The organism is Streptomyces sp. NBC_00457, assembly GCF_036014015.1.
Taxonomy (GTDB): Bacteria; Actinomycetota; Actinomycetes; order Streptomycetales; family Streptomycetaceae; genus Streptomyces.
Map to the genome: position 1 here is coordinate 7,436,186 of NZ_CP107905.1, position 26,996 is coordinate 7,463,181.

Annotated in this window: 25 protein-coding genes and 1 pseudogene; 11 read left to right on the plus strand and 15 right to left on the minus strand. The window is 70.8% G+C overall.

Going from position 1 to position 26,996, the window contains the following annotated elements; genetic code table 11:
• Positions 1 to 109: 109 nt before the first annotated feature.
• Complete coding sequence (locus tag OG828_RS33885; RefSeq protein WP_328503301.1) at positions 110 to 490, plus strand: hypothetical protein; 381 nt, start codon at positions 110 to 112, stop codon at positions 488 to 490.
• Here the strand turns inward: OG828_RS33885 and OG828_RS33890 are convergent.
• Positions 400 to 1,920 carry a serine/threonine-protein kinase gene (locus OG828_RS33890; RefSeq protein WP_328503302.1) on the minus strand — a complete coding sequence of 507 codons (1,521 nt, stop codon included), beginning with the start codon at positions 1,918 to 1,920 and terminating at the stop codon, positions 400 to 402. The genes OG828_RS33885 and OG828_RS33890 overlap by 91 nt on opposite strands.
• Positions 1,921 to 2,120: 200 nt before the next feature.
• On the opposite strand from OG828_RS33890, the gene OG828_RS33895 reads away from it, so the two are divergent.
• Positions 2,121 to 2,642: a GNAT family N-acetyltransferase gene (locus tag OG828_RS33895; protein ID WP_328372409.1), complete on the plus strand. Its 522-nt coding sequence runs from the start codon at positions 2,121 to 2,123 to the stop codon at positions 2,640 to 2,642.
• Here the strand turns inward: OG828_RS33895 and OG828_RS33900 are convergent.
• Positions 2,633 to 2,962 (minus strand): hypothetical protein, encoded by a 330-nt coding sequence (locus OG828_RS33900; protein WP_328503303.1) that lies wholly within the window; start codon positions 2,960 to 2,962, stop codon positions 2,633 to 2,635. The two genes, OG828_RS33895 and OG828_RS33900, sit on opposite strands and share 10 nt — an antisense overlap.
• A gap of 96 nt (positions 2,963 to 3,058) precedes the next feature.
• Here OG828_RS33900 and OG828_RS33905 point away from each other — a divergent pair.
• Positions 3,059 to 3,273 (plus strand): annotated as a pseudogene (locus OG828_RS33905) (helix-turn-helix domain-containing protein); the annotation flags it as partial.
• A gap of 85 nt (positions 3,274 to 3,358) precedes the next feature.
• Here OG828_RS33905 and OG828_RS33910 read toward each other — a convergent pair.
• The 10 genes from OG828_RS33910 to OG828_RS33955 all read right to left on the minus strand — a co-directional run bounded on the left by OG828_RS33910 (position 3,359) and on the right by OG828_RS33955 (position 15,865).
• On the minus strand, positions 3,359 to 3,958 hold the full coding sequence (locus OG828_RS33910) for a hypothetical protein (protein WP_328365147.1): 600 nt from the start codon (positions 3,956 to 3,958) through the stop codon (positions 3,359 to 3,361).
• Positions 3,846 to 4,814: an FkbM family methyltransferase gene (locus tag OG828_RS33915; RefSeq protein ID WP_328503304.1), complete on the minus strand. Its 969-nt coding sequence runs from the start codon at positions 4,812 to 4,814 to the stop codon at positions 3,846 to 3,848. The genes OG828_RS33910 and OG828_RS33915 overlap by 113 nt, the downstream gene beginning before the upstream one ends.
• Positions 4,811 to 5,026 (minus strand): Trm112 family protein, encoded by a 216-nt coding sequence (locus tag OG828_RS33920; RefSeq protein ID WP_328365153.1) that lies wholly within the window; start codon positions 5,024 to 5,026, stop codon positions 4,811 to 4,813. Before OG828_RS33920 ends, OG828_RS33915 begins: the two co-directional genes overlap by 4 nt.
• Complete coding sequence (locus tag OG828_RS33925) at positions 5,023 to 5,955, minus strand: hypothetical protein (RefSeq protein ID WP_328365156.1); 933 nt, start codon at positions 5,953 to 5,955, stop codon at positions 5,023 to 5,025. The genes OG828_RS33920 and OG828_RS33925 overlap by 4 nt, the downstream gene beginning before the upstream one ends.
• Before the next feature lie 3 nt (positions 5,956 to 5,958).
• The gene (locus tag OG828_RS33930; protein ID WP_328365159.1) at positions 5,959 to 6,705 is read right to left on the minus strand and encodes a class I SAM-dependent methyltransferase; all 747 of its coding nucleotides are present in this window, start codon (positions 6,703 to 6,705) and stop codon (positions 5,959 to 5,961) included.
• Positions 6,702 to 8,276, minus strand: coding sequence for a condensation protein (locus tag OG828_RS33935; protein ID WP_328503305.1), 1,575 nt, complete (start codon positions 8,274 to 8,276; stop codon positions 6,702 to 6,704). Before OG828_RS33935 ends, OG828_RS33930 begins: the two co-directional genes overlap by 4 nt.
• A complete protein-coding gene (locus tag OG828_RS33940) occupies positions 8,273 to 12,646 on the minus strand; it encodes an alpha-(1->3)-arabinofuranosyltransferase (protein WP_328503306.1) in 4,374 nt (1,457 codons plus the stop codon). Before OG828_RS33940 ends, OG828_RS33935 begins: the two co-directional genes overlap by 4 nt.
• A complete protein-coding gene (locus OG828_RS33945; RefSeq protein WP_328503307.1) occupies positions 12,643 to 13,368 on the minus strand; it encodes a class I SAM-dependent methyltransferase in 726 nt (241 codons plus the stop codon). The genes OG828_RS33940 and OG828_RS33945 overlap by 4 nt, the downstream gene beginning before the upstream one ends.
• Positions 13,369 to 13,442: 74 nt before the next feature.
• Positions 13,443 to 14,597 (minus strand): glycosyltransferase family 4 protein, encoded by a 1,155-nt coding sequence (locus tag OG828_RS33950; RefSeq protein ID WP_328503308.1) that lies wholly within the window; start codon positions 14,595 to 14,597, stop codon positions 13,443 to 13,445.
• Between the two features lie 278 nt (positions 14,598 to 14,875).
• Positions 14,876 to 15,865, minus strand: a complete 990-nt coding sequence (locus tag OG828_RS33955; RefSeq protein WP_328503309.1) for a DUF3068 domain-containing protein — start codon at positions 15,863 to 15,865, stop codon at positions 14,876 to 14,878.
• Between the two features lie 213 nt (positions 15,866 to 16,078).
• On the opposite strand from OG828_RS33955, the gene OG828_RS33960 reads away from it, so the two are divergent.
• The 4 genes from OG828_RS33960 (at position 16,079) to OG828_RS33975 (ending at position 19,359) form a co-directional block, all read left to right on the plus strand.
• The gene (locus tag OG828_RS33960; protein ID WP_210574061.1) at positions 16,079 to 16,231 is read left to right on the plus strand and encodes a hypothetical protein; all 153 of its coding nucleotides are present in this window, start codon (positions 16,079 to 16,081) and stop codon (positions 16,229 to 16,231) included.
• Positions 16,232 to 16,389: 158 nt separating this feature from the next.
• Positions 16,390 to 17,631, plus strand: coding sequence for a PucR family transcriptional regulator (locus OG828_RS33965; RefSeq protein WP_328440853.1), 1,242 nt, complete (start codon positions 16,390 to 16,392; stop codon positions 17,629 to 17,631).
• A gap of 109 nt (positions 17,632 to 17,740) precedes the next feature.
• On the plus strand, positions 17,741 to 18,514 hold the full coding sequence (locus tag OG828_RS33970) for an IclR family transcriptional regulator (RefSeq protein ID WP_328365178.1): 774 nt from the start codon (positions 17,741 to 17,743) through the stop codon (positions 18,512 to 18,514).
• Positions 18,511 to 19,359 (plus strand): SMP-30/gluconolactonase/LRE family protein, encoded by an 849-nt coding sequence (locus tag OG828_RS33975; RefSeq protein ID WP_328503310.1) that lies wholly within the window; start codon positions 18,511 to 18,513, stop codon positions 19,357 to 19,359. The genes OG828_RS33970 and OG828_RS33975 overlap by 4 nt, the downstream gene beginning before the upstream one ends.
• Before the next feature lie 21 nt (positions 19,360 to 19,380).
• Here the strand turns inward: OG828_RS33975 and OG828_RS33980 are convergent, their stop codons facing one another.
• The 3 genes from OG828_RS33980 to OG828_RS33990 are packed head-to-tail and all read right to left on the minus strand — an operon-like array spanning position 19,381 to position 22,666.
• Positions 19,381 to 20,733 carry an NAD(P)/FAD-dependent oxidoreductase gene (locus OG828_RS33980; RefSeq protein ID WP_328503311.1) on the minus strand — a complete coding sequence of 451 codons (1,353 nt, stop codon included), beginning with the start codon at positions 20,731 to 20,733 and terminating at the stop codon, positions 19,381 to 19,383.
• Positions 20,734 to 20,789: 56 nt separating this feature from the next.
• Positions 20,790 to 22,028, minus strand: coding sequence for an MAB_1171c family putative transporter (locus OG828_RS33985; RefSeq protein ID WP_443060301.1), 1,239 nt, complete (start codon positions 22,026 to 22,028; stop codon positions 20,790 to 20,792).
• Between the two features lie 32 nt (positions 22,029 to 22,060).
• Positions 22,061 to 22,666, minus strand: a complete 606-nt coding sequence (locus tag OG828_RS33990) for a toxin-antitoxin system, toxin component family protein (RefSeq protein ID WP_328503312.1) — start codon at positions 22,664 to 22,666, stop codon at positions 22,061 to 22,063.
• A 214-nt stretch (positions 22,667 to 22,880) separates the two neighbouring features.
• On the opposite strand from OG828_RS33990, the gene OG828_RS33995 reads away from it, so the two are divergent.
• From OG828_RS33995 to OG828_RS34010, 4 genes are read left to right on the plus strand one after another with little or no spacing between them, the layout of a single operon-like run.
• Entirely contained in the window at positions 22,881 to 24,239 is a 1,359-nt protein-coding gene (locus tag OG828_RS33995; RefSeq protein ID WP_328503313.1) for an extracellular solute-binding protein, read from the plus strand.
• Positions 24,236 to 25,177 (plus strand): carbohydrate ABC transporter permease, encoded by a 942-nt coding sequence (locus OG828_RS34000; RefSeq protein WP_328503314.1) that lies wholly within the window; start codon positions 24,236 to 24,238, stop codon positions 25,175 to 25,177. Before OG828_RS33995 ends, OG828_RS34000 begins: the two co-directional genes overlap by 4 nt.
• Positions 25,174 to 26,028 (plus strand): carbohydrate ABC transporter permease, encoded by an 855-nt coding sequence (locus tag OG828_RS34005; protein WP_328503315.1) that lies wholly within the window; start codon positions 25,174 to 25,176, stop codon positions 26,026 to 26,028. The genes OG828_RS34000 and OG828_RS34005 overlap by 4 nt, the downstream gene beginning before the upstream one ends.
• Positions 26,025 to 26,996, plus strand: coding sequence for an arabinan endo-1,5-alpha-L-arabinosidase (locus tag OG828_RS34010; protein ID WP_328503316.1), 972 nt, complete (start codon positions 26,025 to 26,027; stop codon positions 26,994 to 26,996). The genes OG828_RS34005 and OG828_RS34010 overlap by 4 nt, the downstream gene beginning before the upstream one ends.

Here is a 26,996-nt window from a genome sequence, read left to right on the forward strand (position 1 = left end):
TGCCAGATGTAGAGGCTTTGACTTGCACCTCGGGCTGAAGCCCGAGGATTCTGGCCTTCTCGATCGTTGCTGTGCCGCTACGCGGCACGGGGTTCGTGGTCGCGAACTGGTGCAGCCGACGCCGGGCCGTCTCCTCGTCGAGGCCCGGCATCAGCACGAGCAGCCGCCCGTCCTCGTCCCGGCCCAGCCGGTCGCAGCCGCCGCCGAGCCGCTCGACGACCTGCGCGAGCCGCTCGGCGACCTCCCGCCGGATGCGCGGCCCGAACCGCTCCTCCAGCGTGGCCATTTCGGCGACCTGGACGACGGCGAGCACGCCGCTTCGCCGACCGGTGACCGGGCGGCGCAGTTCGCGGTCGAGTTCAGCGCGGAAGTGAGGAAGTTGACGGCGGGACGATTTCCTCAGCCGGTCTCGCTCACGCGGACTCCGTTGGCGGCGGTGTCGAAGACCTTCCGGTACGTGTGCCATTGCGCGTTCGGCGCGGAGAGATAGACCACGTACTGGGTGCCGTCGGTGCTGGAGAACGCCAGCTCCGCCGCCCGGTACTGCCGTGCCCTGCCGTCGAAGGTGAACTCCCAGTACCCGGCGGGTCGTCCGCGGAAGGTCGTCTCGGCCATCCGCACGCGTTCATAGCCGGGGTTGTCGCGGGCGGTCTGTTCCTCTTCCGTCTCGCGCCAGTGCCGTAGCGGATCGGTGCCCGCGAACTCGATGGCGTTGACCCTGAGCCCGACCAGACCGGACGGGTCGATGAAGGCGACTTCGCCGCCGTCCAGCGTCTTACGGGTCCAGCCGTCCGGTACGGGTACGGAGAAGCCGCTGCCCGCCTTCTGGAGCTGATATCCGTCGGGCACCGGCGGCGGCAGGGTGGCGCTGGGACTGGGACTGGGAGAGGCGGAGGCACCGGACCCGGACGCGTGTGAACTCGGCTCATCGCCAGGGCCCTTGAGCCACCACAGTGCACCGCCGCCCGCCACAGCGGCGGCAAGCGCCACTGCCACGATCGACCGCACCACCGTACGGCGGCGGTTGCCGCTGCTCTTCCTCGCGGGAGGCGAGGGGGCGTCGGTCCGTTCCGACCGCGTGGGCGGATCGAGGCGAGCGGTCCGTGTGGCGGTCACATCGACCAGGCGGCGTTCGACCTCGTGCACGTCCATGCGCTGCCCGGGTTCCTTGACGAGCAGACCCTCGATGACCGGCGCCAGGTCCCCGGCGTTGCGCAAGGGCTCGTACGGATCCGTTGCGATGGCGTACGCGGTCTCGATCGGGGTGTCGCGGGCGAACGGGTGCTGCCCCTCGACCGCCTGGTACAGCGTCGCCCCCAGGGCCCACAGGTCACTGGCGGGACCGGGCTCGGCGCCCCGGAGGCGTTCGGGCGACAGATAGCGGATGGAGCCGATCAGCTCACCGGGCTTGGTGAGGGAGGACGTTCCCGACTCCATGGCGATCCCGAAGTCGGTGAGGACGATCCGGCCGCCGTCCCCGAGCAGAACGTTGGCGGGCTTGACGTCCCGGTGCAGGACCCCGGCGTCGTGGGCGGCGCGCAGGGCGGCGGCCATGGCCAGCCCGATCCGGGCCGCTTCCTCGGGAGGCAGCGCACCCCGCTGCTTCAGCACGTCACTGAGCGTCGCCGACGGTATGTACTCCATGACGATGCACGGCAGGCCCTCGTCGTCGACGACGTCATGCACCACGATCACATTGGGGTGCGCGATCCGGGCCGCGCTCCGGGCCTCGCGACGGGTGCGCTCATGGAGCGTGCGGACCTCGTCGTCGTGCAGGTGCGGCGGGATGTGCAGCTTCTTCACGGCGACATGACGGCCGAGCAGCCTGTCCTCGGCCCGCCACACGGTGCCCATACCGCCACTGCCCACCCGCTCCACCAACAGGTAACGGCCGGCGACGAGTCGCCCAAGATCGGACACCGAGATCGTCACCTTCTCCGCTTCCCGTTCGTGAACAGTCGGGGTCGACGAGGCACGATAACCCATACGGACGTACGAGCATGTCAACGGTTCGATCACATGGCACCCGACTTCGCCGGCGGTGACAAGGCGCGGCCGTGTTCATTACGCGCTTCGGTGATCAGGAGCGCTCGGGGCTGGTTCAGAATGCTCGGATGCCCATGCTTGAGACTCCCCGTCTGCTCCTTCGTCGCTGGCGCCCGGAGGATGTTGCGCCACTGACCGCCATCAACGCCGACCCAGAGGTCATGCGCTGGATCGGTGACGGCAGCGTCCGTAACGAACAGCAGACCCGCAGCGGGATTGAAACGATGGAACGCAAGTGGGAGGCACGGGGCTTCGGTCTGTTCGCCGTGGAGATCCGTGCCACCGGCGAACTGGCCGGCTTCACCGGCCTTTCGATTCCCGACTTCCTTCCGGAGGTGCTGCCGGCGGTCGAGGTCGGCTGGCGGCTGGGACGTGCCCATTGGGGACAGGGCCTGGCCACCGAGGCCGCAACCGCCGCTGTCCGGTTCGGAATCGAGGAACGAGGGCTTGAGCGGATCGTCAGCATCGCTCAGGCGGGCAATGCCGCTTCCGAACGGGTCATGGTCAAGCTGGGGATGCATCTTTTCTGCGAGACCGTCGATCCCGGCTGTGGTCGGCGCGTGCGGGTCTTCGAGATGTCTGTGGATCAGGCGTAGTCGCCGCGTTCGGCCCGGTGCAGGATGTCGCGCTCCCGGCCGGTCTGGGTGTCGAGTGAGTCCTCGTGGTCGATGACGATGGTGTCGTCGGCCGGCTGGGCACGTACCTGAGCTGCGTAGGCGTCGGTCGCCTTGATCAGGAGAGCATCCTGGTGTGCGGCGGGCCAGCTTTGGATCAGGTAGGACTCCACGACATCGTCCACGAGTGTCTGGTCGACGGCCCGGTCCCGGCCGCGCGCATGAATACGCAGCCGGTAGTGGCCTGGCCCTTGGGACCCCAGCGAGGGCAGTTCCGCGGGGTCGTCCATGAAATACGTCACCAGCGCTTCCCCGGAAGGGGAGTTGCACGAGATCTCAGCGATCTCTTCCCAGTCCGCAGTCACCTCGGGGCGCTGCGCATGCAGCTCGACAGTGACCTGAACGCTGACCTCGGCCAGCTGGTCTATGACCGGCGTACCGCCCTGGGCCTGTCCCAGACCGAACTCGCCGAACGTTGCGGAATGAAGCAGCCCAGATCTCCCGGATCGAAGGCGGCGGCACCGTTCCCACCATCCCGCTCCTGCGACGCCTGGCACGCGCCCTCGATGCCGACCTGACCATCGAGCTCACGCCGCACCACAAGGCGGCTTGATCGATCCGGCGTAACCGGCGGCCCGAGGAGCCTTCCCATTCCCGGAATTCCCTGGGGCGTGGGCGGCTGACGGCAGAGCCACGGGCTACACCGCCACGTCGCCGACCGCCGTCCGCTGCAACAACCCCCAAGTGAACTCCGCAATGACCTCCCGCGACCTCCCCTCCCCATCCGGCGCCCTGAACGCCAACCCCCACCGAGTCGGCGCCGAACCCTCCAGTGGACGGGCCGGGGCGAATGCGCGGGCCGCTTCGTCGACCGTGCAGGACCAGGGCGTGAGGTCGTCCAAAGACCGCAGCTCCGGGCTCTCGGCATCCGGCGCGCGTACCAGCCACTCGTTCCATACCGCTCCATTCGGGGCGACGAGTACCTCGAAGCGCAGGTCGGACCAGAGGGGGAGCGGCCACTGCAAGGCTTCGCACTTCAGGTCGCCGATAGTGCGCATCACCGCCGACTCGGGGGCGCCCAGGATCGAGCGGTAGCGGGAAGCCGCCGCTCGCGCCCGCGGTGAGTGGAGCATTGCCTGCCAGCGCTTGTTCGCCTCGCGCATGTCCGCGATGGAGGCGCCGAGTTCAGTTCGTGCGTCCGCCACCAGGTCCGGATTGTGGTCGGCCATGCGGCGCAGCAGGACCAGTTGGAAGTCGAGGGGAGTGAAGGGGCCTTGGGGGCGCGTTGCGGACGGCATGCCTCCCATCGTCGCTCACCTCGTCACTCACCACATCGCTCACCTCGTCTCTCACCTCGTCGCTCTCCACGCGACCGCCCGGACGGCGGCCGTCAGGAAGGAACAGGACGGAGTTGACGTAGCGGGGGCGGTGGCGGAAGGGGAGGACTCGGGGGAGCAGGCCCTGGGTGACGACGTGGGCGGCCTCGGCCTGGTGGGCCTCCAGGGGGAAGGAGGTGAGCGGGACCCAGGTGTCGCCGGGCAGGACCCAGCCGTCGTAGCGGAGTAGGGTGAGGTACGTGACTACTCGGGCGATCGGCTGGATGCGGGACTCCAGCTCGACGAACAAGGCCGGGCGGTCGCGGGACAGGATGCCCGTCGACCCGCGCAGCACCGCCAGTTCGCCGCCGTCCACGTCGATCTTGATGAAGTCGACGTTCCGGAGCCCCAGGTCGTCCAGGGCTACGCAGCCGACGTCCAGCGCACGGCTGTGGATGTCGCGGCGGATCAGGGAGGACACGCCCCTGTCGCCGGGGTCGTCCGCCGGGAGCCAGAGGCGGGCCACCCCGGGGCCGTCGGAGGCGGCGGCGCGGATCACGCGGACGTTCGGTGGGGCCGTGGCAGTGAGGAGGCGTGCAAGGTGGGGGACCGGTTCTACGGTCACCACCTCGCGGGCTCGCTTCGCCAGGCGGCGCGTCCAGGGGCCGTACCAGCCGCCGATGTCCACCGCCGTGCCGCAGTCCGGCGGGCACAGCTCGCCGAGCCGGGCCAGTTCCGGTTCGAAGCGGGGGTAGACGGCCCGGGCGGCTGCCGCGACCAGGCGGGTCGGGAGCAGGGGTGCCACGCGGGCCGCGAGGGTTCGCGGGGGCTTGGTCATGGGGTCATCCGTTTGAGGAGTTCCTCGTGTTCGTCGTCCGTGACCTGCTCCCCGGACGAGGGCAGCAGCTGCGGGATGCCGTCGACGATCGGGTAGCGGCGGCGCAGGCGTGGGTTGTAGAGCACCTCCTCGTCATCGGCCGTGAACAGGTGCAGCGGGCCCTTGTCGAGTGGACACGCCAGGATCTGGAGCAGGGGGTCGTCGGGTTTCACGGTGGTGTCAACTCCTTGGCACCGAGGGAGGGTTGGGCCGCTGCCTGCCGGTCGTGCTTGGGCATGGTCAGCAGTACGGTGATCGCCAGCGCCGTGCCCGCGAGCCGCAGCGCCAGCCGCAACGGCTCCTGCGGCAGCGCCTCGCCGAACGACAGCGTGCCGAGCACCGCCGTATAGAGGCAGGTCACCGTCGTACACACCGGCACGATCAGCGAGGCCCGGCAGCGTTGCAGCGCCGCCTGCGACATGACCAGCCCGAACGCGCCGGTGAACAGCAGGAGATACGGATACGGGGAGCGGAGGACATCGAGCAGCGCCTCGCCGATTCCGCTTGCCGTGAGGTCCGTGAGGTAGTTGGAGACGCCTTTGATCGCCAGCGAGCTGACGCCGTACAGCACGCCCACCGCCACGCCGTATTCGACGCCGGTCGTCGGCAGCCGGTGCCGGTGGCGGGCGCGGCGCTCGGCGGAGCCGTACAGCCAGACGCCCGCGGCGAGCGAGGGCACGCAGACGAGGAGGATCAGGGGGTACGGCGCCTCGCCGCCCACGGTGTCCGAGTCCTCCCGCAGCGACAGCACGACCATCAGCAGCGCGGCGAGGATCGCGCCGAGGGCGTACCGCTCGCGGCCGGTGGTCTCCTCGCCGAGCAGCCGCGCCGACAGCAGCACCAGCAGGACCAGGCCGGAGACGAAGATGCCCTGCGCGGCGGCGATCGGGAGCGTGCGGTAGACGACCAGCTGCGCGGCGAAACCGGCGGCGAGGGACAGTGATCCGCCGATCCACAGCGGGCTGCCCAGGACCAGTCTCAGGAGCTTCGCGGGTTCGCGCACGGTCACCTGGGGCAGGGCCGCGAGCGCCCGTTTCTCCAGGACGAAACCGGTGCTGTACAGGACGTTCGCCAGCAACGCCGCGGCTACTCCCCACCACATCGGCTACGTCCTTCGCGCGTGCAGGAGGAGGATCGAGGCGAGTGGTGCTCTGGAGCAGGCGAGCCGGTCGAGCGGGCGCAGGGGACGCGGTACGCCGTGGAAAGGGGCCCCTTTGAGTCGTACGACTTCGAAGCCTGCCGCGGTGACGTACTCGCGGAGGGCGCGGGCCGTGTAGAGCCGCAGATGTCCTACGACCTCCCGCCCCGGCCGGCCGTGGATCGCGCGCAGGCTGACCTCCGAGAAGACGGGCTGCACGCCCGCGAGGAGGAGGGCGCGGTTGTACCAGGCGGCCAGGTTCGGGGTGGACAGCATCAGATGGCCGCCCGGGCGCAGCACCCGGCGGATCTCGTCCAGGGCGGAGTCCGGGTCCACTAGGTGTTCGATCACCTCGCTGAACAGCACGGCGTCCGCTGAACCGTCCCTGAAGGGGAGGGAGTTGAGTTCTGCGCGGAGGGTGTACGGGATTCTGGTGTGGGCGCGTTTCAGGGCGTCCTGGGACCAGTCGACGCCGATGATGCGGTGGCCGGGGAGGAGCGGTGCGGTGGTGGCTGCCGCCGTGCCGTCGCCGCAGCCGATGTCGAGGATCGTGCGGGTGTGGCCGGATGGTGTGGGCGGGCCCAGGGCGGTGGCCAGGAGGTGGGCCTGGCGGAGGGTGCGGGGGGTGCCGGAGGCTACGGGGACCGCCGGGTTCTCGTAGAAGTCGCGGAGTTCCGTGCGGGGTGGGGTGGTGGTCGTGGACGTGGTCGTCATGGGGCCACCTCCGTGGTGTGCAGATAGTGCTCGAAGAGGTCGCGTAGGTGCGCGCCGTCGCCGTGGCTGAGCAGGGCTCGGGACCAGCGCAGGGCCAGGTGCAGGCGGCCGGCGGTGGAGGCGGTGGTGACGGTGAGGCCGCGGGGCATTCTCGCGGGCGCCGAGAACCAGACGGCGTGCGCGCGGCCTGCCTCCTCGCCGAAGTCCAGGGGGTACGGGACGCGGCCGATGTTGCTGAGGAGCGTCGTCGAGGTCCAGGGGGCGGCTGCTCGGCGGAGGGTTCTGGTGAGGGCGGCTCGCCAGGACACGGGGGTGATGGGGGCGGTGAGGAGGGTGGCTCCGTGGCCGAGTTGGGGGCGGGGGAGGGACTTGAGGGCGAGGGTGCGGAGTGCCGTACGGCTGAGGAGTGCGGGCATGTCCGCCGGGTTCAACTCGTCCGGGGTGAAGGGGACTTCGACCAGGCGAGTGCCGTTGCCTATCGGCATCGTCGTGTCCCTGGGGCGGTCGTCCACGGGCATCGTGATGCGGAGGGGGCGGGGGTGTTCGCCGTGTTCTCTGTTCCAGTGGGTGATCATCAGGGCTGTGGTGACCATGAGCTGGTCGTTCACCGTGTACGGGGAGCCTTTGGGGCGGTGGGGGAGGGGGAGTTCGGTGACGAGCATGCCGTTGCCGGGGGAGGGTTCGGGGGTGCCGGGGGCTACTCGGGCGGGGGGTGACCAGTTGGAGGGGGTTTCTTCGGGGTGGGGTGGGGGTTGCGTAGGGCGGGTGGGGGAGGCTGCGGGGGAGTTGTCCCGGCCGCTGTACAGCTCTGCGGCGGTGGCGAGGACGCGGAGGCAGGCGGGGCCGTCGAGGGCGGTGTGGTTGATGGTGAGGAAGAGGACGGTGCCGGTGCCTTTGCCGTGACTGGCGTTGCTGCTCGGGGTGGGTATCGCTTGCCGGCGCTGGCCGGGTGCCGCTGCGCCCACCCGTGCCGCCCCAGCGGCACGACTGCCCGCAGCGGCGGGGCGTGCGGCAGCGTCAGCGGCGGCGGGTGCAGCGGCGGCGTTGGCGTCGGCGCCGCTGCTGGGGTTGGCGTCGCCCCAGCCCGCACCGCTGACCGCAGCGGCGGCGGGTACAGGATCGGCAGCGGGCTTCCCCACCGCATCCGTCGCCTCGCTCCCCTCCACCGGTCCCGCCCCCTCCACCACCTCCAGCCGTACCGGCGGCGAAGCCGTCAACGGCGGGGCCTCCACCAGTGCACGTGTCCGCGCGCCTCGCAGCGCGTCCGGGCCCGGTGGCAGGAAGGTCACGACCTCCACATCCGGGTCCGCCGTCAGTTCCCACTCGTAGCGGCGCCGGTACCACCGACCCGCCGCCTCCCGCATGAGGATGCGGGGGTGGCGGCGGAGGGCCTCGGTGAAGGCGGAGCGCAGGCGGTCGCGGTCCAGGTGGCCCGGGAGGTGGACCTCGATGTGGACGGTTTCCGGTTCCTCCTCCTGGAGGCAGTGGCGGGCGATCTCGTCCACCACGGGGAACGGGATGCGCTCGGGAGGCCGTACGGGGCCCTCGGCGCGGTGCTCCAGCGTCGTCATGCGCTGTCCCCCCTCAGGTCGGCCTCGGGTGGTGTCGCCCTGAGCCTCGGCTTGCGGAACGCGAAGCGCACGGTGGGCGGGTCGGGCGGCGGGGCGCCGGGACCCCGTGCCGAGACGGTCGGGCCGGAGTCCGGGCGGGCAGGCGGCGGGGGCTCGGCACCGAGAGGACTCGCGCCCCGCTCCCGTTGCGGCAACTGCTGCGTCGGGGCTTCCGAGGCCGGCGACCCCCCGGACGGTGGCGGCACCGCCATTGGGTCCCGCTCCCGCACACTCACCAACCCCGCGAACAACCCGATCAGCGCCAGGAGTTGAGCCGCCGGACCGAAGGCACCCTCCTCCGCGCCCGCCGGCTCCCCGGCCCCCACCGCCGCCGCGATCCCCGCCCCCGCGAGCGCGACGAACGCGATCGGTACGAGCAGTGCGTGCCGTCGGTGGGCCAGGAGCGCCAACGCCGGTACCAGCAGCGCGAACCACCCGGCGATCACCGCGCCCACCAGCGTCAGCGCCACCGTCCCCAGCCACAGGCCCGGCGGCGGGGGCACCGGCTGCGGGTCGTCGGGGTTCGGGGAGCGCCGGCGCCAGAGGACAAGTCCCACCAGGGCCGCCACCGCTACACCCCCGCCGATCAGCGCGGCGTCGTACGTCGTCGCGGGCTCGTACGACAGCTTGACCCCGCCGCCCGCCCCGGCCGGGATCCGCCAGCCCTGCTGCCAGCCGTCGAGGCGGACCGGGGACAACTCGTCCCCGTTCAGCGTGGCTTTCCAGCCGTCGTTGTAGTTCTGGTACGTCGTCAGGTACGTGGCCGCGCCCGACCCGACCGTCACCTGGCGCTGGTCGCCGAGCCAGTCACGGATCTCAAGGTTGCGGTCCGCGGACGTTGGCTCAGCGAGCGCCCCGCCGCGTGTCAGCGTGACATCTGTGAGCGTCAGCGGCCCGGCGTCCCCGCCCTCGACCCGGTGCCGGCCGGAGGACAGGTCCAACTCGGCGTTCGCTCGCCCCTCCTGACAGAGCGTCACCTGCACAGGTCGCCGTTCCGTCAGGTCCCGTACCGTCCCCCGCACGCTCGTCTCGTACAACTCCCCGTCCACCGCCATCACCGGCCCCTGCCCGCATGGCAGCGAGAAGGCGCGCGTGGCCGCCGGCTGGGGCGTGCGGTAGGCGTCGAGGGCCGGGATGTACGCCTCCGTGAGGCCCACCGGAAGGCGCAGGTCCTCGTCGACGACCGGGTTGTGGAGGGTCAGCGGAGCCGTCGCCGTGACCGTGATGTCGAGGCGGTCCGTGGTGATCGGCGGGAAGCGGACCCAGCCGTTCTCGTCGACGCCCGCGAGGGCGGCGCCTTCCGGGGAGCTGATCTGCACCTCGGTGGGGCGGGTGGAGAGGCCGCCCGCGGGGGCCAGGACCAGTTCGCCGACGGACTGTTCGCCGTCCCAGCGGAGGTGGATGGTGGGGCGGTCGCCCGCGATCCAGGCCGTGGTCAGGTCACCGTCGGTGAGGTTGCGCGCCGCCAGGCCCGCGCCGAGCCGTGCCGTGGAGTCGGCGGTGGCGACGATGCGGCTCTGCTGGTCGGGGGCGACGTCGTACAGCAGCCGGTCGAGTTCCGCGCCGGGTACCGGCACCGCGCTCGCCGTCACCTCGTACGTCCCCGCCGTGCCCGTGGAGAAGCGGCGGTGCAGGCCCGCCTCCGTGCCCGTCGCGGAGAGGCCGGTCGGGTCGGCCGTGCGGTGCAGCGAGACGATCTCGGCGGCGGCACCGGCATCCCGCGCGTCCGTCGGCAGCCGCAGCATGCGCGTGACCTGCACGTCAGGCAGCGAGATCTCGGAGAAGCCCGCGCCCGTCAGACCCGTGTGCCGCGCCACCGAGTCGACGATCGTCAGCCGCATCCAACTCGTCTCACCCGAAGGCGCCTTGATGCTCTGCGCCGTCCCGTCCGGGCGCAGGACGCTGGTCCGCACCCCCTTCTCCGTCTCCACTCGCACCCGCGTCGCCGCCGACCGCACACTCTCCTGCGGCAACGGCGACACCCTGAACGACGACGGCATGTCGTACGCCTCGCTGAACCCGATCCGCAGCCACTGCCGGTCCGCCGAGCCCGCCGAGCCCTCGGCCCAGGCGGTGTCCGGGTTGCCGTCGAAGGCATTCACCGGGTCGTACTGTGGGAGGTGGAAGAGCCAGTTGCCGTACGAGGAGGCCGTGACCGAGCGGGCGCCGCGCAGTTCGGCGACCGTCTGATGGCCGAGGCCCTCGGTCGGCAGGATCTGGTGGGGTTTCTCGCCGGCGTCCTGGGCGGCGTCCGGCGCGTTGCGTTCGTCGCGGGTGTACGTGTACGACGTGTTGGCGTTGACCAGCCCGAACCGGGTGTCCGCGCGACGCAGTCCGTCGCCCACCACCTGCACGGGCGGCGTGCCGAGCCCGGGATGGTTGTCCCCGGTCAACACCGTTGCTCGGCCCCGGAGTTCGGAAGCAAGCGGCAGTAGCGCCTCCGGGCCGCCGGAGACCACGGCCGTGTCGGACACCGGCAGCAGAGAAGCCTGCCCGGGACGCGGTACCCCCTCGTTCCCCGGCGGCTGGTAGATCTCCACCGCCCGCTGCCTCGGATAGATGCCCTCGATCTCCAGCGGGGTGCCCTCGGCGATCCGGCCGCCCGTCATGACCGGGCCCAGGCCCTTCACCCGCTCGTACCCGGACTGCTCAAGGGTGCGCTTGACCGTCGTGGTCGGTACGTGGCCGATCTGGTCGGGGTCGAGGTCGTTGCGGACGACGACGTAATGGATGCCGGCCCGGCTCAAGTAGTCGGCAAGGCCTGGGACTTCACCGCCCGACATCAGCGCCTGCTCCACGGCGTCCATCGCGCGCCGGTTGCCGGGCGTGCCCATCGGCACGTAATCCCGTTGGGCCCAGCGCGACTCGGCCACCACATCCAGCGGCTGGTCGATCGTCGAGCCCCAGGTGTAGATGCCGTGCGCGGTCGCCGGGACCACCAGGGCGCGCGAATCCGGCGAGTACTCCTCCAGCCAATCCGCCGTCGCCGTCCAGTACTTGGGGATCTCCTGGAAGGAACCCGGGTTCAGGATCGACCCGTTGAGGTACGGCCACATCAGCCCCGGCAGCACCAGCACCGCCGCGATCAGCGGCGCGAGACGACGGCCCCGGACCGGGCGGGCGCCGCGCTGCTCGGCGGCCACGCCCACCAGATGGGCCAGGCCCAGGACGAGCGCGAGGGCGAGGCCCGGCAGGAACTTGTAGATGTTGCGGAAGGGGGCCAGAGAGCCGTTCAGCCAGTCCTGCACCACCCCGTGGAAGGGCGCCCCGAAGGCCCCGCCGTACCCGGCGAGCACGATCAGCGCCACCGTCAGCACGGTCAGCACCAGCCAGCGCCGCTCCGGCAGATCACGCCGGGCCAGTCCCGCGAGGCCGAGCCCCGCCGCCAGCGTCGAGCAGACGACCACGACCACCGAGGACACGACGGTCCACCCGGCGGGCAGCCACGCCTCACCGAAGTGCAGATAGGCGACCCAGTTCCCGGCGCCGCGCAGTGCCTCCGTCGCCGCCATCGTGTCCGTCGTGGTCTGCGAAGTCTCCACGTACGGAAGGAAGTTCTCGCCGTAGAAGCCAAGCAGCAGCAGCGGGATCCACCACCAGGCGGTCGCCAGGATCACGCCGGGCACCCACCAGGCGATCAGCTTGCGCTGCCGTGGTCCCGGTGGGCGGGACAGAAGGTAGAGACCCACCGGCAACAGGGACGCCAGCGTCGCCGCCGCGTTGACCCCGCCCATGAACGGCACGATCAGCGCCGAGCGGAGGGCGGCGACCCGTGCGGCGTACCGCTCGTTCGTCAGCGGCAGCAGCACCCACGGCAGGAACGCACCGGGCAGCGCCGCCGCCGACGTGGACCCGACGACGATCGTGAAGGTCGGCCACAGCGCATACGCGACGGCCCCGACCAGCCGGGAGCCGCCGCTGCCGATCCCCAGCCGCTCGGCCAGCCGCAGTGCGCCCCAGAAGGCGACGGACACGATCAGCGACAGCCACAGCCGTTCCGCCAGCCACACCGGCAGCCGCACCAGATCGCACAGCCAGTAGTACGGCAGCATCGGCCACAGGTAGCCGACGTACTGGTCCGAGATCCCGCCGAAGGAGCCCCGGTCGTGCCACAACTGGCCCAGATCGGCGAGGAATTGACCGGGGTCGACGGTGACGCCCAGCTTCGTGTCGAAGGTCTGCCGCCCCGGTCGCACCGCGAGCAGCAGCACGAAGACCACGGCCCAGAACCCCAGCAGCCAGCGCCGCGACCGGGGGCCGTGCGGCGGGCCCGACGCGGTCGTGGTGGTGGGGACGGCTGCCGGAGGAGGAGCCTGGACCGTGGTCGTCATGGAGGACACCGCCGGAGGACGAGGAGGAGATTCCAGGTGGCCACCTCACGGATGCCCGGCGCCTTGACGACGGTCTCCGCGAGGAAGGGCCAGTAGCGGGAACGCGCCGAGACGACGGTGACGTCGTCCCGGGCACGCACCTGCCGCAGGGTCGGGCCGATGTGCACGGTGAACAGGTTCTCGCCGAGGGTGTGCTTCGCGGGCTTCCCGGTACGGCGCCGATAGCGGGCCCGGGCCCACTCCGCACCGAAGTAGTGCCAGGGCGCCCACTCGTGACCGCCCCACGGGGACAGCCAGTTGGTGAACGACACATAGATCAGCCCACCGGGCCGGGTCACCCGCACCAGCTCACTCAGGAACGTCTGCGGATCGTCGACATGCTCGAGCACATTGGACGAGAAGGCGACGTCGGCGACCGAGTCGTACAGGGGAAGCAGATACCCGTCCGCGATCACTGCCGCGTCGGGAGGCTTCTCCCCCAACTCCCGTACATCGGGCTCGAAGAGAAACGCGTGCGCACCACGCCGCCGAAACTCCTCGGTGACGTACCCGCTGCCCCCACCGACATCGACGACGGTACGCCCGCCGACAGGACCGCCGTAGGCCTCGACCTGATCGACGGCATCCCGGGCAAGCAGCGAGTAGCAGGCGTCGGGATCGTCCTGCTCATGCAGAAACGCACGGAAGAGGGCAAGGGACCGCCGAAAGGACGGATCCTTCAAACGCCGGTCCAGCGGAGCGCCCCGATAGGGGCGCGGGGAACTGCGCGACCAGCCACGACGAACCCGCAGCCCGGTCACGGCGTCCAGCCCCGCACCGCCTCAGAGGCCACCGCCCGGAACTGCCGAACCGTCCGATCCCAGCGATACCGCGCCGCCCGGTCCCGCGCCGCCTTCCCCATCAGCTCCCGCCGATGCTCCGAGAGCGCCAGCGTGCACCACGCCGCCGCGAACGAGGACTCACCGTGCGCGAGAACCCCGGTCTCCCCGTCCACGACGGAGTCCCGAAGCCCCGGCACATCGAAGGCGATCGCCGGTGTCTCACGAGTCGCCGCCTCCGTGACGACCAGCCCCCACCCCTCCACCGCGGAGGGATGCACGAGCAGCCACGCCGCACACAGCAGCCGGTGTTTCTCGGCCTCGCTGACATGCCCGGCGAACTCCACGCCCGCACCGGCGAGTTGCTCCAGCCGCGCGCGTTCGGGCCCGTCGCCGACGATCACCAGCCGCCCGCCCGTCACCGGCCGCACCCGCTCCCACAGCCGCAGCAGCAGATCGATCCGCTTGTACTCGACGAGCCGCCCCACCGCCACGAACAGCGGCTCGGGCGAGCGGTCGGCGCGTGGGCCGGGGTCCTCGACCCCGTTGTGGACGACACGGATCCGGTCCCGTTCGACGCCGATCCCGCGCAGGGCGTGCGCCGTCGAGGGGGAGACGGCGACCATCAGACTGCGGTGCTGTGCACCGGTCAGCGCCCACTGTTCGAGTCTTCGTCCGATCCGGGCGGCCGGCGCCAGTGGCCCGCCGCCGAACCGCATCTTCCAGAGATCCGTGTGGACATGGTTGACCAGGCACATCGTCGGCCCGCGATGCCACATCGGTGCGAAGTACGGCATGCCGTTGCACACCTCGACCAGCAGATCGCAGTCGCCGACCTGCCGGGCGAAGGCGGAACGGGCGCGCAGGAAATGGCCGTACTCACCGCCGGCCGACACGACCCGGTAGTCACGGAAGGAGGCCGGGCCGCCGCACAGCAGGGTCACCTGGTGGCCCAGGCCGGTCAGTCCGTCGGCCAGCCGGTCGACAAGCAGCTCGGAACCGCCGGCGGCAGGATTGCCCAGGTCCCGATGGGCGAGGAAAACGATTCGGCGCGGAGGTGGGGGGTGCGCCGGGGGGTGCTGCGGCGCCCGGGGGAGTGCGGCGCGCAGCTGGGAAGGCACGTGCTGGGGCATTGGTGCTCCAACTCGTCTCAGGGTGCGGAACTCAGTGGGGGGAGTGGCACGTGGGGTGGGGGGTGTGCATGTGGGCGTGGGGTGGTTTTCGCCTGTTGGGGCGCCTGTGAGGACGCCTGTGAGGGCGTGGACTCCTTCTGTGAATGGGGCGGACTGTCCTGTGAACAGGGTGTGGGCGCACTGTGTTCAGTTGTGGGGGTGGACAGTTTTCGCCCAGTGGTTCGAAGCTGCTACTCACCGGCGTGACAATTTCCGGGCTTTGTGGAGCTGACGCCACATCACATCGTGAGGGTCGGTGGGTATTGTTCGGATTCCTCGCCATTTTCCGGACGTTTCCGCCCACGTATCACCAGAACGCCACCCACCGCCGCGAGTACGAATCCGGCCACGGCCGCCCCCACCGGCAGGGTCCGCCCCACGAGGCGCAGCTGCCCGCTGTCCTCCTTGGCCCGCTCGACCGCGAACTCCTGTGTCTCGTCCGTGAACGAGATCTTCCGGCTGTCCAGGAGCACCGCCGCGTCCTCGTCCCCGCCCGGCGCGCGCAGCGTCCGGCGCGGGCCGGTCTGGGCGTAGAGCACCCGGCCGGTGGCCTGGTCGACGACCAGCTCGATGCCGTGGTTGGCGTACCACTCCTCGGCGAAGACCTGGGAGCGCTCGGGCTGGTCGATGATGGCGCCGGGCACGAGTCGCGTTCCGGTCTTGGTGGCCGGAACGGTCCCGGTGAACCGGTAGCCCTCGTACCCCTGGATCTTCTTCTCGCCCCGGTACCGCAGCGTGACTGTGCGCTCGCCGGTGTTGTCCCACCACTGGTAGTCGCGTTTCTGCACGTCGAAGGGGAACTTCAGATATGCCTCGCCCTCGATGTACGGCGTCTCACCGCAGCAGTGCACCGGCCGGTTGGTCCGGCGGTCGCTGACCCAGCGGTGCGGTACGAAGTCCAGCGCGTCGTGCGGATCGGCCGCCGGCAGGGACTTGTCCGTGTCGACGGTGGTCGTCACGTCCCAGACCGCGGCCCGTCCGCTGCGCTCGCTCTCGGCGACGTCGCCGCGGACGCGCTGGGTGATGGTGATGGCCTGGTCGGGGACGGTCTCGACCTGCTCCACGTCGAAGACGGAACCCGTGCCCTGGTAGACGGCGGTCTGGTCGATGTCGATCGGATTCACGGCGGCCCTCGGCTCCACGTACCAGGCCAGCAGGGGCGCCAGCACCAGCAGGAACGTGCCGAGGCCGAGCAGAATCAGGGACAGCGGTGAGGCAGTACGGCGCATCCTGGCACTCCAAAGGCTTGGGACGTGCTGGGGGAACAGTGCGCGCGAACCCGTCTGCGCCGGGAACCGTAGGCGCACCCTTGACGGAGTGTCAATGGAAAGTCAAGACTGAACCTTTGCCGGACGGGGCCGGCGCAAGGGTGAGGGCGACCTTTCGAGTACCTCTAGATGTGTCCAGATACGTCTAGAAATGTCCGGAAAGGCTGACCCGAGATGTCCAGACTGCTCGCCGCAGCGCTCACGGTGGCGGCCGCCGCCGCACTGGCCGTAGGAGCCGCCCTCGGCATCGTCGCGCTCCTGGAGGCGACCCCCGACCAACCGAACACCCCCCTGATCACCTACGAGCAAGCCGGCCAGGGGAGTTGACCGTGCGTAGCCGCAGGGGCGCGCCGGTGTCGAGAGGGCATGGGGGTCCCCCCGCTCGAGCGAAGCCGAGAGTGGGGGAGCGCGGAGACCCCGACGAAGGAGGGGCTGAGCACGGTCGCCCTCTCGACACCGGCTGTAGCGCCCCGGAGGCGAAGCAAATGAAGCAGCCTGCCCGCTCCCCGGCAGTGTCCACCCGGTCGGCCTGGCTCGACGTCCCGCGGCTCCAGGTCCGCCGGTTCGCCGCGATCGCCATGTCCGAGGCGCCCGACCTGGCCGAGGAGATCCTGCGCGAGATCCGCCGTGAGTATCCCCATCTGCCGGTCGTCCTCGACGAGTCCGGCGAGCCGATGGCCCTGGTCGGCATCCGCCGCGCCATCGAGGTCTTCGTCCAGCACCTGGAGACCGCGGAGGGCCGCCCGACCGTACCGCCGGGCGTCTTCCAGGAGTTCGGCCGCGGCGAGGGCCTCAACGGCCGCAGCCTGGACTCGCTGCAGGCGATCTACCGGATGGGCGTACGGCTGGCCTGGCGCCGTTTCGCCGACATCGGCCAGCGCGTGGACATCCCGCCTCCGGCGATGTACGAGCTGGTCGACGCGGGCTACGAGTACCTCGACGGCCTGGTCGACCAGTCGGTACGGGGCTATGCGGAGGCGGCGGCGCGGCAGGCCGGGGAACGGCTGAGACTGCAACGCCGCCTGATGGAACTCCTGCTCGCCGAGCACCACCGCGGCGACCCGGCCGACGCGCTCTCCGAACGGGCCGCCCGGATCGGCTGGCCGCTGCCCGAGAAGGTCGCGGTGGGCGTACTGCTGCGCCCCGCCCGGGAGGCCGTCGCCCCCGCGGTGGGCCAGGGCGTCCTCCTCGACATGGAGTACGAGCAGCCCCGCATGGTCGTCCCCGAACCGGACGCCGCCGGCCGCCCCGAACTGCTGCACCGCGCCCTGACCGGCTGGTCCGGCGCCATCGGCCCCCCGGTCCCCCTGGCGGACGCCGCGAAGTCACTGCGCTGGGCGGAGGCGGCCGTACGCCTGATGGAACGCGGGCTGCTCCCCGCCGGCGACGTCCTCTACTGCACCGAGCACACCGAGGCGCTGGTCCTGCTCCAGCCCGAGGAACTCCTCGACGACCTGGCCCTGCGCTGCCTCGCCCCCCTCGCCCACTGCGGCCCCACCCACGGCCGCCGGCTCGCCCAGACCCTGCTGGCCTGGCTGGAGACCCGCGGCGGAGCCCCCGAGGTGGCGGCCCGCCTCGGCGTCCACCCGCAGACCGTCCGCTACCGCCTGCGCCAGATCCGCGAACTCTGGGGCGACGAGATCGACGACCCGGACCGCCGCTTCGAGCTGGAGCTGGTGCTGCGGGCGCAGCGGTTGCGGGGGAGGCTGGGGGAAGTGCAGGGCTGACGGGTGGGTGCCTGCCCATTGCCCAGGCAAACAGACCTTGAGTAGCCTGTGTTCGTTATTCCGATCGCCTGTTGAAATCTCGAACACATACCAAGGGAGGGGGCCGGACGTGGGACGTCTCGTACCTGCCGTGACCCGGGCTCTCGATATTCTCGAGCTCTTCCTCGACGGGGACGGCACGCTCTCCGCCCCCGACATCGTGCGCAAGCTGCAGCTGCCGCGCACCACCGTGCACGAGCTGGTCACCACGCTCGCCGCCCGGTCGTACATCGTCCAGGTCCCGGGCCAGCCGGGTCGGTACCGGCTCGGTGTGCGGCCGTACCAGCTCGGCAGCCGGTACGCCGAGCAGCTGGACCTCGCCGCCGAGGGACAGCAGGTCGCCCGGTCCGTCGCCGAGACCTGCGACGAGACCGTGCATGTGGCGATCCTCGAGGGCACCGACGTCATCTACATCGCCAAGGTCGACTCGACGCACGCCGTGCGGATGGTCTCCGCCGCCGGACGCCGGCTGCCCGCGCACTGCACTTCCGTCGGCAAGATGCTGCTGGCCTCCCTTCCCGAGACGGAACTCACCGCGCGCATCCCGGAGGACGCCGAGCTGGTCGCGATGACCCCGAACAGCATCACCGACCCGGCCGCCCTGCGCGAGACCCTCGACGAGATCCGGGAGCGGGGGATCGCCGTCGAGAGCCGGGAGTCCAACCCCGACGTCTCCTGCGTCGCCGCGCCCGTCCGGGACCGCACCGGGAAGGTCGTCGCCGCGCTGTCCATCTCCGTGCCGATGATCCGCTGGAGCGACGAGCGGCGTGGTGAGCTGGAGCAGCTGGCCGCCAAGGGCGCGGCCGAACTGTCCGAGCGGCTCGGTCACCGGAGCGTGGGATGACGTACAGGTACGAAGTCGCGGTACGGGCCGAGGCGACCCTCGGCGAGGGCCCGACCTGGGACGCGGCGGCCGGGCGGCTGATCTGGGTCGACATCCTCGGGGGGCGGGTGCACACGTACGAGCCCGCGACCGGCCGGCGAACGCTCCGGGTCGTCGACCAGCACGTGGGCGCCGCCAAGCCGCGCGCCGGCGGAGGGCTCGTCCTCAATCTCGTGGACGGCGTGGGCCTCCTGGACGCGGACGGAGGCTTCCGCTGGCTGCACCGCGAACGCGTCCCCGGCCGCCGCGCCAACGACGCCGCCGTCGCGCCCGACGGGTCGCTCTGGACGGGCACCATGCGGTACGACGAGGCGCCGGGCGGCGGCACCCTGTCCCGTGTCACCGGTGACGGATCCGTCGAGGTCGTCCTCGACGACGTGGCCGTCAGCAACGGCACCGGGTGGAGCCCCGACGGACGCCGCATGTACTACATCGACTCGCCGACCCGCCGCGTCGACGTCCTCGACCACGAGGCGGGGCGGATCTCCGGGCGCCGCCCGTTCGCCGCGATCGAGGAGGGCGCGGGCTTCCCCGACGGCCTCACCGTCGACGCCGACGGCTGTGTGTGGGTGGCGCTGTGGGACGGCGGGGCGGTACGCCGCTACACGCCGGACGGCGAGCTGGACCGGGTGGTCACCCTTCCGACCCCGCGGGTCACGGCGTGCGCGTTCGGGGGAGCGGACCTGACCGACCTCTACGTCACGACGGCGCGGGTGGGCCTGGAGTCCCCGCACCCGGTGGCGGGTTCGCTGCTGGTGGTGCCGGGGGCCGGAAAGGGGCTGGCACAGCCGGCGTTCGCCGGCTGACGCCCGTCGTCGCGCGCGGGTTCACCGCAGGCCCGCCCGCTTCAACTCGTCCCCGGTCAACGGCGGTTCGCTCAGCGGTGGCTTCAACGGCCCCACCGCCGCCGCCAGCAGAACCGACGGCGTGAGCAACACCTCCGCCCGCCGCTCCAGCGACGTCACGTCGGTCACGCGGCGGGCGATCCGGCCGTTGCCGGTGGCCGTGTGCATGAGCCGGTTGACATACGCGGTCAGCACGCGGTCCCGCAGCGTCGGCCCGTTCTCCGTCGCTCCCGGGTAGAACACGTCCTGCCCGGTCGCCAGATCCCACGCCGCCGCGACCGGCCGGGCCACCGCCTTCTGGATACGACGGGACAGCCCGGGTGCGCCCCATCCGTGACGGCGGGTCATATCGCGCAGGATCAGGGCGCTTTGGGCTCCGACGGCGAGCCCGTGGCCGTAGACCGGGTTGTACGCGGCCAGCGCGTCGCCGAGGACCAGGAAGTTCTCGGGCCAGGCCGGCATCCGCTCGTAGAAGTAGCGCCGGTTGACGGTGGTGCGGGTGAACGCCACGTCGGACAGCGGCTCGGCCCGTGCGATCAGGTCGCCGATGAGCGGATGCCGCAGTTCCTCGCGGGCGAAGCGGACGAAGTCGTCGGAGGAGGCGTTCGCGGGGGTGGGTTCGCCGCCGCGGGTGCCGTTCAGGGTGACGATCCAGCGGCCGTTCTCGATGGGCAGGAGGAAGCCCGCCCGGCCGGGGCCGCCGTCCCGGGGGTCGGGCTGCACGTTGATGACGGGGAAGCCGCCGCGGGCCTGTTCGGGAGCGAGGTAGAGCCGGCTGGCGTACGCCAGGCCGGAGTCGACCTCGCGCCGCCGCGGTGCGGGCAGCCCGAGCGCCGTCAGCCAGCGGGGCGCCCCGGAGCCCCGGCCGGTGGCGTCGACGACCAGGCCGGCCTCGACGGTGCGTTCCCGGCCGTCGTGCCCGCGTACCCGGACCCCGGTGACGGCCGCCGGGCCGCCCAGGAGCCCCAGCACTTCCGTGCCGCCGAGCACCTCGATCCGCTCGTCCGCGAGGACCCGGGCCCGGATCGTCGCGTCGAGGAGGTCCCGCCCGGCCAGGATGACGTGGTGGGACTCCGGCCAGCGGCGGAACCAGCCGTGCGCCGACAGGGCGACGAAGTCCGTGGTGACCGGCGCCCTCCGCGCCCCGGCTTCCCGGAGCGCACCGGTGACGCCCGGCACCAGCCCCTCCAGCGCCCGGACGCCGCCCGACCACAGCATGTGGGCATGGCGCGCCTGCGGCAGCCCCTTGCGGGGCGCGGACTCCTCGGGCAGCTCGTCGCGTTCCACGACCACGACCCGGTCGGCGAGGCCGGCCAGGGCCCGGGCCGCGAGCATGCCTGTGTGGGATCCCCCCAGGACAACGGCGACTCTGGCGGGGGAGGGACGTTCACTCAAGCTTGCCTCGCGATGTCACGGCGGTCATCCTTGCCGACCTGCTTTTCTGCCGGGACGGCCGCGCGGGCGCGTACCGCCTTGATCTCCTCGGGTTTGCGCAGGGCCTCGGACACGGCCTGGATCTCCTGCAGCAGATATGTGGTGTCGGGGGTGCTCGTGCCGTCGCCGTCCGGGGAGCGCCGCTCGGTCTCCATGGCGTCCAGGATCGTCACGGCGGCGGCCAGGGCATGGGCCCGGCCGGGTTCGAAACCGAGGGTGAGGGCCGCGTCGTAGGACCGTCCACGCAGGTCCTCGTCGAGGTGCCGGGAGAGCTGGAGAAGCGCGTCGCGGATGAACGTCTCGCGGCGGATCAGGCGCATCTCGGGGGTCGCGCGCAGGGCGAAGGGCTCGCGGCGGCCCGAGACCGTCCGCATCAGGCGGGCCAGGGGTTTCAGGCTGCGGTGGCGGTGGCGCACCAGCCAGCGTTCCTGCAGGTACTGGCCGGCATGCGGGACGATGAAGCCGGTCGCCACCAGGGTGGCCGCGATGCAGGCGGCCGACGGTGCGATGTTGGTGTTCAGCCAGTCCAGGTCGTGGCCGGTCCACCGGGCGACGACGGCCGTGAGCTTGGCGGCGCTGAAGAGCAGGTTCGTCGCATAGCCGACCCCGAGGAACCTGAGTCCCCAGCGCAGCCAGCCGTCCAGGCCGTCGGTGCGGATCCAGTTCCAGACGAGCCGGGCCGTGATCGAGCAGGCCACGGTGTGCGCGATGAGGTAGAGGAGGATCTCCTCGCGCATGAAGGGCGTGTTGGCGTAGTAGGTGTCCAGGTCCCGGATCTGTTCCACGGGTACGTCCGCGAGCGCGAACAGCACCCACAGCGCGACGACCACACCCGCGTAGACGGAGACCACCCACCGGGTCGCGCGCCGGGTCTGCGCATGGCGCTCGGTACGGCCGTTGCGCCAGTGGACGACCAGCAGCAGCCAGGACGCGGAGAGCGCGGTGAGCAGGGAGTACACCCAGGGGGCCGCGATGTTGGGGACGCCGGTGACCCGGTTGGTCCAGGCGATGGTGCTGGGGGCCGCGAAGACGAACACCGCGCAGGCGAACAGGAGCAGTCCGCCGACGGCGCGCAGCAGCGGGTCCCGCCACAGCTTGAGGATGCTGGGCAGTTTGATCGCCAGGGCGGCGGTCAGCACGGCGGTCGGGAGCCAGTAGGAGATGTGCAGGTCGCTGAGGACGTTTCCCGCCGCCAGGCCGGCGCCCGCCGGAGCGGAGAAGACGTACGTCACCGCTTCGTGCCTCTGCGCCCGCGGTAGCCCATGGACCGCTCCAGCGGGTCGAGGGACGGCCTGCCGCCCTGGCCCGACAGATACGGCCGGAACGCCGCCGCCAGCCGGTGCCCGAAGTCGTCCGCCTCCGCCTCGTCCGTCTGCCGGGAGCCGTTGCGGGCAGCGACCGTCAGGGCGAGGTCGTCCCAGCCGCGGGGTCCGGCCAGGGCATGGGCGGCGGCCGTGCCGATGCCGTGGTGGTGGCGGTGCCCGGCGTGCAGGTGCCACAACTCGTGGCCCAGGATGACCAGTTGCTGCACCGCCTCGGCCCGCTCCTCCACGATGACCAGGTCGAAGTCCTGGAACTCCACCCACAGACCGGTGACTTCGATCTCCTCGGGGAACCGCTCGAAGCGCAGCTCGACGGGCCGTCCGCCGCGGCGCACGCTCATCTCCTCGCACAGCGCCCGGCACACCTCGTGCACCCCGGAAGGTGGATGGGGCCTGGCCCGTACCGCGGCGCCGAGTTCGCCGGCGAGTTCGCGCATCACGGAGCTGGTTCTCGCGCGCCGCAGTGCTGTGGCGACCCGCCCCGCACTGTTGCGCGCGCCCGCGATGCCCATCGGACCCCCTTCTCACCGCCGTTCGGCAGCCCGTCCGAGATTACGCGCCCGGAACTGTCCACGTCATGCGATCGGCCGACCGTTGTGCAACGGGAAACGACCGGCGCCGACCGAAAGTCCTGTGCAACTCATTGACGTGCAAGCGCTTACATTTTACGGTCCCGTTCGAAGTTACGAGCATAATCCGAAATGTCGAACAGTGAGGGCAGGGCACATGGGACAACCCGGCCTGAATCGCAGGCAACTTCTGGCCGCGGCAGGCGGATTGGCGGTCGCGGGCAGCTTCGGCTTCGCCGCACTCGGCACGGGCGCCGACGCGCTCGCCTCCGGCGCGGACACCCGGGTGCGCTACTGGAACCTCTTCAGCGGCGGCGACGGCTACAACATGATCGCGATGCTGGACGCCTTCCGTAAGGACAACCCGGACATCGCGGTGAAGGACTCCACCCTCCAGTGGGGCAGCCCCTTCTACACCAAGCTCGCCATGGCGGCCGCGGGCAGCCGCGCACCCGACCTCGGCGTCATGCACATGGGCCGGGTCACCGGGTTCTCGCCCGGCCGCCTCCTGGACGCCTGGGACGTCGACCTGCTCGCCAAGTACGGCGTGCGGCAGCAGGACTTCAACCCCCAGCTGTGGAACCGCGGCGTCATCGACGGCGAGCTCTACGCCGTCCCGCTCGACATCCACGTCCAGCTCTGCTTCTACCGCAGGGACGTACTGAAGAAGGCGGGGCTGCTCGGCGACGACGGCCGGATGGTCCCGGTCACCTCCGCCGACGAGTGGTTCGACGTGCTGAAGGAGGCCAAGAGGGCCACGAAGAAGGGCCTGCAGACCTTCGGCTTCTGGCACAGCGACCAGAACTTCCAGTGGTGGTTCTTCGTCGCCTTCTACACCCAGCTCGGCGGCACCTGGTTCAACGACGCCGGCACCGAGGTCACCTTCGACACCGACAAGGCCACCCAGGTCCTGGAGTTCCTGCGCCGGCACATCACCGACGGATACGCCGACCCGAACTTCGGGGGCGGCGCGGGCGCCGAACAGTTCGTCAACGGCTCCCCGTTCGTCTGGGAGGGCAACTGGTCGGTACCGGTCTTCGACGCCGCGAAAGTCGACTACGGCGCCACCCCGCTGCCGCCCGTCTTCGGCAAGCAGGCCACCCACGCCGAGTCGCACGCCTTCGTCCTGCCGCACCAGTCCGACCGCGGCGGCCCCGCCAACGAGGCCGCACACCAACTCGCCGCCTACATCGTCAAGGACGCCCGGCAGTGGGCGCTCGGCGGCCACATCCCCGCCTACCGGCCGATCCTGTCCACAGCCGCGTACAAAAAGATGACCCCGCAGAACGAGTACGTCTCCGCCATGGACCACCAGGCCACCGAGCCCAAGGTGTGGTTCGCGGGCTCGACCGGCATCCTCGCCCAGGACATCGGCCCGATCGTCGTCTCCTCGACGACGGGCTCCGCCAAGCCGGACGCCGCCGCCCGCCGGATGAAGAGCGAGCTCACCAGGCTGCTGGCGACGAAGAACCCCATGGACGGCAGGACCGCCGCGCAGGGAGGTGCGGTCGCATGACCACCAGCGCTCAGACCGTGCTCGCACCGGCGCGGGCGAAGACCGCCGCCGACAGCGCCACCGTCCGCCGCAGGCAGGGCTTCCAGCACGGCGGCTGGTTCGTGGCCCCGTTCCTGGTCCTGTTCGCCCTCTTCGTCATCTGGCCACTTCTCCGCGGCCTCTACCTCAGCTTCACCGACGCCAACATCTCCGGCGACAGCGCGAACTTCGTCGGCCTCGACAACTACCGCGAGGCCCTCCAGGACCCCCTGATGTGGGACACCCTCGGCCACAGCGCGTATTTCACGCTCCTGGTCGTGCCCTGCATCACGGTCCTCGCCTTCCTCCTCGCGATGCTCGCCCACCACATCGAACGCGCCAAGTGGCTGTGGCGCCTGTGCTTCTTCGCGCCCTTCCTCCTGCCCTCCACCGTCGCGGGCAACCTGTGGCAGTGGCTGTTCAACCCCGGCACCGGCATGATGAACCACGTCTTCGGCATCGAGACACCCTGGCTGACCGACAAGTCGTACGCCCTGCTCGCCATCGTCATCGCCACCCTGTGGTGGACGGTCGGCTTCAGCTTCCTGCTCTACCTCGCCGCGCTCCAGTCCATCCCGGATCACCTCTACGAGGCGGCGAAGCTGGACGGCGCGAACGCGTGGCACCGGATGATCCACATCACGCTCCCCATGCTCCGCAACATCACCGGCCTCGTCATCGCGCTCCAGATCCTGGCCTCGCTCCAGGTCTTCGACCAGGCGGTCGTGATGATGGACTTCACTCCCGGCCCCGAGGGCGCGACCCGCACCTTCGTCCAGTACACCCTGGAAGAGGGCTTCACCAGCTACCGCGTGGGCTACGCCTCCGCCATCTCCATCATCTTCTTCGTGATCATCGCGGCCGTCGCCCTCGCCCGGATGTGGCTGCTGCGCAACCGTGAGGAGGGCGCCGTCCGATGACGACCGCCGTACCGATGAAGCCGCGCAAGGCGTGGACCCCCAGCCAGATCATCCTCACCCTCCTCGGCACGGCCGTCTCCGTCGTCTTCCTCGCGCCGCTCGCCTGGGGCCTGTTCACCTCCCTCAAGTCGGAGACCGAGGCGGTCGAGGTACCCCCGCACTGGCTCCCGGAGGACTGGACCGGCCAGGCATGGACGGCCCTCTTCGAGACCGGCAACATCACCAACTGGTTCGTGAACTCCCTGGTCGTCTCGGTCTGCGTGACGTCAGTGGTACTGCTGGTGAGCGCATTGGCCGGATACGGCTTCGCCCGCACGGAGTTCCGCGGCAAGGGCGTTCTCATGGCCGTCGTCATGACGGGCCTGATGATCTCCCCCGCGGTCCTCGGCGTGCCCCTCTTCACCACGGTCCAGCAGATGGGGATGGTCGACACGTACTGGGGCATGATCCTGCCGCAGTGCGCTCCCGCCGCCATGGTCTACATCCTCTACAAGTTCTTCCAGGGCATCCCGCGCGAACTGGAGGAAGCCGCCTTCATCGACGGCGCGGGCCGCTGGCGCGTCTTCTTCACCATCGTCGTCCCCCTCGCCCGCCCCTCCCTCGCGGCGGTCGGCATCTTCACCTTCATCGCCTCATGGAACAACTTCCTGTGGCCGTACATGGTGACCAACAACCCCGACCTGATGACGATGCCGAACGGCATCGCGACGGTCATGAACTCCTACGGCATCCAGTGGGCGCAGCTGATGGCGGGCGGGTTGATGGCCGGCCTGCCCCTGATCATCGTCTTCGTCTTCTTCCAACGGCAGATCGTCGCGGGCGTCGCCCACACGGGATTGGCGGGACAGTGAGAGCGCACAGAGCGGTGACGGCCGTACTGACGGCGGTTCTCCTGACTCTCCTCCCCAACACGGCCCAAGCAGCCGGGAGTTACCCCGACCCTCAGCCGATCACCGGCCAGCAGATCATCCACGACCCGACCGTCATCCGCCTCAAGAAGGGCGGCTACGTCGCCTATTCGACCGGCGGCGTGCTCGGCGCCCGCGTCTCCAAGGACCGCACCCACTGGACGGACGCGGGCAACGCCTTCGCCGAGCCCCCGAGTTGGTGGTACGAGTACAACGACACCGGCGACCCGTGGGCCCCCGACATCTCCTACCGCGCCGGCCGCTACTGGCTCTACTACGCCGTATCGAGCTGGGGCACCAACCACTCCGCCATCGGCGTCGCCACCTCCCCCTCCGGCCTCCCCGGCACCTGGACCGACCACGGCAAGGCCTTCACCTCCGGGACAACCGACCACTGGAACGCGATCGACCCCGCCCCGACCAGGGCGGACGGCAAACTCTGGATGTCCTTCGGCTCGTACTGGACAGGCATCCGCATGATCGAGATCGACGAGAGGACCGGCAAGGCGGCACCGAACACCCCGGTCCACCACCTGGCGACCCGCCCCGACGCGCCGTACGCGGTAGAAGGCCCGTACATCGTCAAACACGGCCGCCACTACTACCTCTTCGCCTCCTACGACACCTGCTGCGCAGGCGTGAACTCGACATACAAGATCAAGGTAGGCCGCGCCACGAAGATCACGGGCCCATACACCGACAGCACAGGCAAGCCGATGCTGGAGGGCGGCGGCGACCTGCTGCTGGAGGGACATGGCAGGTACATCGGCACGGGAGGCCAGTCGGTGTTCAGGGACAGGGGTAAGGACTGGCTGGCGTATCACTACTACGACGCAGAGGACGAGGGCACGCCCAAGCTGGGCCTGAACAAACTGAACTGGACAAGAAACGGCTGGCCCCAGGCTTTTTAG